The organism is Ligilactobacillus agilis DSM 20509 (assembly GCF_001436215.1).
GTDB classification, from domain to species: Bacteria; Bacillota; Bacilli; order Lactobacillales; family Lactobacillaceae; genus Ligilactobacillus; species Ligilactobacillus agilis.
Map to the genome: position 1 here is coordinate 92,639 of NZ_AYYP01000063.1, position 6,000 is coordinate 98,638.

The 6,000-nt window shown below is 39.4% G+C and carries 5 protein-coding genes and 1 other annotated feature; of the genes, 2 read left to right on the forward strand and 3 right to left on the reverse strand.

From position 1 onward, the window contains the following. Nucleotides 1–84 precede the first annotated feature (84 nt). Entirely contained in the window at nucleotides 85–1,425 is a 1,341-nt protein-coding gene (locus FC14_RS08415) for an amino acid permease (RefSeq protein ID WP_056977388.1), read from the reverse strand. 208 nt (nucleotides 1,426–1,633) lie between these two features. Between FC14_RS08415 and FC14_RS08420 the strand changes: the two genes are divergently transcribed. Then, nucleotides 1,634–2,008, forward strand: coding sequence for a TetR/AcrR family transcriptional regulator (locus FC14_RS08420; protein WP_056977390.1), 375 nt, complete (start codon nucleotides 1,634–1,636; stop codon nucleotides 2,006–2,008). Continuing rightward, nucleotides 1,998–2,357, forward strand: coding sequence for a hypothetical protein (locus tag FC14_RS08425; protein WP_056977392.1), 360 nt, complete (start codon nucleotides 1,998–2,000; stop codon nucleotides 2,355–2,357). The genes FC14_RS08420 and FC14_RS08425 overlap by 11 nt, the downstream gene beginning before the upstream one ends. Nucleotides 2,358–2,418: 61 nt before the next feature. On the opposite strand, the gene leuS is transcribed toward FC14_RS08425, so the two are convergent. Then, entirely contained in the window at nucleotides 2,419–4,836 is a 2,418-nt protein-coding gene (gene leuS / locus FC14_RS08430; protein WP_056977394.1) for a leucine--tRNA ligase, read from the reverse strand. Nucleotides 4,837–4,911: 75 nt separating this feature from the next. After that, nucleotides 4,912–5,119 (reverse strand) — a binding site (T-box leader). A gap of 38 nt (nucleotides 5,120–5,157) precedes the next feature. After that, the coding region (locus tag FC14_RS10950) for a LysM peptidoglycan-binding domain-containing protein (protein WP_235804527.1) at nucleotides 5,158–6,000 on the reverse strand (843 nt) is incomplete at its 5' end.

Sequence of the window (6,000 nt, forward strand, 5' to 3'; positions counted from 1 at the left end):
CTTTTATTTTAGCTAGCAATAAGCGCTTCACTAGCCCTAAATAAAAAACATGGCGGGATTTCTCCCAACCATGCTTAATTCTAGTTAATTTAATTTTTTCTTTAAGATGCTATATGCCACTGCTAGCGCTAAAAACCATACTAGAGAAAACAGCAGCGAAATCAACGTACTCGTATTAAATGCCAATAGCACTAAGACTCCGATAAAGAAGATAATTGTCAATACGTTAGTTATTGGGAAAAGCGGCATAGGAAAGACCGTTTTTTTCTTTGGATTAGCTTTACGATACTTATAATGACACCATACTAGGGCAATCCAAACAAAAACAAAGCTAACCGTTGCCACACCGGAAATAATCTCAAAAACTGTCGCAGGCAAAACGTAATTTAGAATAACAATCAAAAATAGTACGCTAGATGAAAATAGTAACGCTTTAACTGGCACACTCCGATTATTAGTAACTCCTAGCGCTTTAGGCGCCTTTTTACCGTTGGCAAGCACAAATAAAGTCCGACTGGTACTAAAAATGGCACTATTACATGCAGAAAGTGCCGCCGTCAAAACGACCACGTTAATAATTGCTGCCGCAAACTTAATTCCTATCCCCTCAAAAACTTGAACAAACGGACTTGAACTAGTTACAATTTCGTTCCAAGGATAGATGCACATTAGAACAAACATTGACCCAATGTAAAAAAGACCAATTCTAATTGGTAAATTATTAATTGCCCGTGGTAAATCATACTCTGGATTAGCCGTTTCCCCAGAAGTTAAGCCAACCATTTCGATACCGGTAAAAGCAAAGATAACCATTGGAAATGCTGCCAGCAAGCCCAAGGTTCCTTTAGGGAAGAAGCCGCCATGATTAACCAAATTCATAATTGTCACATGGTGCCCGCCAATATCAGCAGAAGTGAATAATAAAATTAGCCCAGTTACAATCAAGGCCATAATAGCTAACACTTTGATGCTAGAAAACCAAGTCTCTAATTCCCCAAACAATCCAACGCTAAAGAGGTTAAAGGCTAACAAGACCAGGATAATAATTAAAGCCGTTAACCACTGGGGCACTTGGGGAAACCAATAACGAATATAGATTCCACTAGCCGTTAAATCAGCCATCGCTAAACTAATCCAACATAGCCAGTAGGTCCAGCCAATAATAAATTCAAATCGACTTCCTAAATATTGCCTGACAAATTCGATAAAAGATGTTTTGGTTGTATCTGATAAGACCAACTCACCAATTGCGCGCATCATAAAAAAGCAAAAAATACCAGCAATTAGGTAAGCTAAAATTAAAGCTGGACCGGCCTTTTGAATCGCCGATCCTGACCCTAAGAATAACCCTGTTCCAATTGCACCACCAATTGCTATCATTTGCACATGCCGGTGGGTTAGAGCTCGTGATAATTCATTTTTCATGGAAAAGCTCCTTTATAATTTGGGATTTTCAGAAAATTTTTGTATTGTACCTACCATTTTATAAAAAAATAGTCCCAGTGGCAAGCATATTTCCGAATAAATATTTTTTTAGGCATAACAATATTCACTTTTTGTTGCACAACTTATTTTTGACTAATTAGTCAATTTAATACTTGACTAATTAGTCAAAAATAATTAACATAAGGGTATGGGAAGAAAAAAGAAATTTAATCAACAAGATGTCCTAACCGCTATTGGTGAGACTTTTATAACTTATGGCTACGAAGGTACTTCACTTGACGACTTAGTTAAAGCAACCGGGCTTTTAAGAGGTAGCCTCTATTCTACGTTTGGTAGTAAACGGGGAATGTTCGTAGCTGTACTCAAGCAAAATATCGAGGTGAAAGCAAATTTCAATACCACTCTTAATCTCATCATTATTGCGTTAATGGAATTAACTGCACATGACTTAGAAATTAATCAACTTGTAAGTGAATGGCTAACTACTCAAACTTCAACTAACCTCCCAACTTTAATTGGTGAAGCCGTTCTTACGAAAGGATGTGTCCCTCATGGAAAATAATCTCACTTTTCAAAATCAGACTTTAACCATCTCCCCCCGTGGAATTAGTAAATTGTTAGCCCTTAAAAGCAAGCTAGCCATTCCTTTTAACCATATCGTTGGTGCAACCATCGACCCAGGAATTTTAAAAGACTTTAAAGGTATTAGATCTCCCGGGACTGCCGTTCCTGGCCTTTATTACGCCGGAACTTTCTATAATCAACAAGAAAAATTATTTTTTAACATTAGGACCTCAAGTACGCCAGTCGTTATTCAACTAAGAAATGAGGAGTATGATCGGATTGTTATTGGGGTTGAAAATCCCCGCAAATTGGTCGAATACTTAAACAATCTTATTTACTCTAACTAAAAAATCACCGCAGATTACGGTTACCCCGTTTCTCTGCGGTGATTTGTATTAGTAATTCTTGTTATTTAGCGACTACGATTGAAACTAGCTTGCCAGGAACAGCAATTACTTTCTTAACTTCTTTTCCAGCAAGTTCTTGCTTAATCTTGTCGTCATTTAGTGCTAAAGTCTGTAATTCTTCCCGGCTAGCATCCTTAGCCACTTGTAAGTGTTGTCTTACCTTACCGTTTACTTGAACCACAATTTCGACTACATTTTCAACTAATTTGCTTTCATCATAAGTTGGCCACTTAGCATAAGCAATGCTTCCAACGTGGCCTAACTTCGTCCACAATTCTTCAGCAATGTGTGGCACGATTGGCGCAATTAATTTAACGAATCCTTCTACATATTCCAATGGTAAGGAATCTGCCTTATAACAATCATTTACGAAGACCATTAATTGGGAGATAGCTGTATTAAAGTGAAGGGCTTGGTAATCTTCAGTTACCTTCTTAACCGTTTGGTTATAGACCTTATCTAACTTACCATTATTAATGGTTGTGATGCGGTCACGTAATTTATCCTCATCATCAATAATCAAATTCCAAATTCTATTAACAAATTTGTAAGCTCCGTTTAAGCCGTCTTCACTCCAAGCAATTGAAGCATCTAATGGGCCCATGAACATTTCGTATAACCGAAGAGTATCTGCACCATATTGTTCTACAATATCGTCTGGATTGACTACGTTTCCTTTTGACTTGGACATTTTTTCGTGGTTATTTCCTAAAATCATTCCTTGGTTAACCAACTTTTGGAATGGTTCTTTAGTAGGAACAACCCCTAAATCATAAAGGAATTTATGCCAGAAGCGAGCATACAACAAGTGCAAGACCGCATGTTCAGCGCCACCGACATATAAATCAACTGGAAGCCATTTTTCTAATTTAGCCTTATCAGCGATTGCTTCGTGGTTGTGAGGATCAACGTAACGTAAGAAGTACCAGGAACTACCAGCCCACTGTGGCATGGTATTAGTTTCACGTTTACCCTTACGTCCGTTTTCATCTACCACATTAACCCAATCTTCAAGGTTAGCTAGTGGGCTTTCACCTGTTCCAGATGGTTTAATGTCATTAGTTGCAGGTAAGTACAATGGTAATTCTTCTTCAGGGACTAGTGTTGTTTCGCCATCTTCCCAGTGAATGACAGGGATTGGTTCACCCCAATAACGTTGGCGTGAGAATGTCCAGTCACGTAGTCGATAGTTAACCTTCTTGGCACCGATACCTTTTTCTTCCAACCATGCTATTGCCTTGGCAATCGCATCTTCTTTATTTAAGCCATTTAAGAAATCGGAATTAATATGCTTACCTTCACCAGTGTAAGCTTCTTGTTCGATGTTGCCTCCTTCAATAACAGGGATAATTGGCAAGTCAAATTTCTTAGCAAATTCATAGTCGCGTTCGTCATGAGCAGGAACCACCATGATTGCCCCTGTACCATAAGAGGCCAAGACATAATCAGCAATCCAAACAGGAACTTTTTGGCCGTTAACCGGATTAATTACGTAACTACCAGTAAAGACCCCTGTCTTGTCTTTAGCTAAGTCGGTTCTTTCCAAATCAGATTTGTGAGCTACTTCATCGATGTAAGCATCTACCGCTGCTTTTTGTTCACTAGTTGTTAGCTTAGCTACTAAATCATGTTCGGGAGCTAAAACTAAACATGAAGCCCCAAAAATAGTATCTGGTCTAGTTGAGAAAACTTCAATCTTGGTTTCGGCGTCATTTTCTAAAGCAAACTTAATACTTGCACCAACTGAACGCCCAATCCAATTTCTTTGTTGCTCCTTGATTGCTTCCGGCCAATCCAAGTCATCCAAATCGTCAATCAACCGGTCTGCATAGGCTGTAATTTTCAAAACCCATTGCCGCATAGGCTTTCTGATAACAGGAAAACCACCACGTTCTGTCTTACCATCAATAACTTCTTCGTTAGCAACAACTGTTCCTAAATCTGGACTCCAGTTAACAGGAATTTCTGCTTCGTAAGCTAAGCCACGCTTGTACAATTGTTCAAAAATCCATTGAGTCCATTTATAGTAGGCAGGGTCGGTGGTGTTAACTTCACGATCCCAGTCATAAGACAACCCCAAGGACTTAATTTGGCGCCGGAAATTATTAATATTTTTCTTAGTAAATTCCCGCGGAGAATTACCAGTATTTAAAGCATATTGTTCAGCTGGCAGCCCAAAGGCATCCCAACCCATTGGGTGCAAGACATTATATCCTTGCATCCGCTTCATTCTTGAAATAATATCCGTTGCTGTATACCCTTCTGGGTGACCTACGTGTAAGCCTTGGCCTGATGGATATGGGAACATATCTAACGCGTAGTAATTTGGCTTGGCTTCTTCTTCGGTCGTTTTGAAAGTCTTATGTTCTTCCCAATAACGTTGCCACTTTTTCTCAATCTCTTTATGATTGTAAGACATTTGTACTCTTCCTTTCACTTTCTAAATTCCTAAACGCAGCTAAAAACAAAAAAGTCCCATACGGGCCTAAAACCCATATAGGACGAAATTCCGCGGTACCACCTATATTCCAGTCTCTCACAACTGGCACTCAATTTCATAACGGGAAATACCGTCTAAACTTACTTAGGTTCAGTTTAGAAACTCTAAGGTGAGTTCGTTAAATAACTAATGTGTGTTCTCAGCTACCACACACTCTCTTGGATTAGTCCATTTAACTACTAGTCCTTATCTACGTTTAGTGTTGTCATTATCTTAGCAAAATCAAGTTGCAATTGCAAGTTAATTTAGCCGTAGATGTTGGCCAACATAAATCAAATCTGAATTCAATTTATTCAAGGCTTTTAGCCGGTTAACTGTTGTGCCGTGTGCAGAAGCAATTTGCCATAGGGAGTCACCGGCTTTAACCGTGTAACTCTGAGTTGGGGCTTTAGTAGTTGGGGTGACATCATTTACAGATTTTTTCATAGTGACAGTCAACTTTTGATTTACATAAATCGTGTTAGAGGTCAAATTATTCAATGACTTCAGTTGAGCAATCGTTAACCCGTGCTCATTGGCAATCTTCCACAAGGAATCGCCAGCCTTAACCGTATAGCTACCGCCTTGGTTACCGCTGTTTGTACTCTGGGATGCACTTGGTTTGCTTACCGTATTACTTTGATTGCTACTTTGGCCTACCTTTAGCACTTGGCCTGGGTAGATGAAGTTTGAGCTTAGGTTATTTAAACTCTTTAGACTATCTATACTCATCCCATACTTATGCGAAATCCCCCACAAGGAATCACCAGCCTTAACCGTGTAGCTACCACTTTGGCTACTGCTGTTTGTACTTTGGGATGCGCTTGGCTTGCTGGTCGTGTTACTTTGATTATTACTTTGACCTACCTTTAGCACTTGACCTGGGTAGATGAAGTTTGAGCTTAGGTTGTTTAAACTCTTTAGACCATCTATACTCATCCCGTACTTATGCGAAATCCCCCACAAGGAATCGCCAGCCTTAACCGTGTAGCTACCGCTTTGGTTACCGCTGTTTGTACTCTGGGATGCGCTTGGCTTGCTTACCGTGTTACTTTGACCTACCTTTAGCACTTGACCTGGGTAGATGAAGTTTGAGCTTAGGTT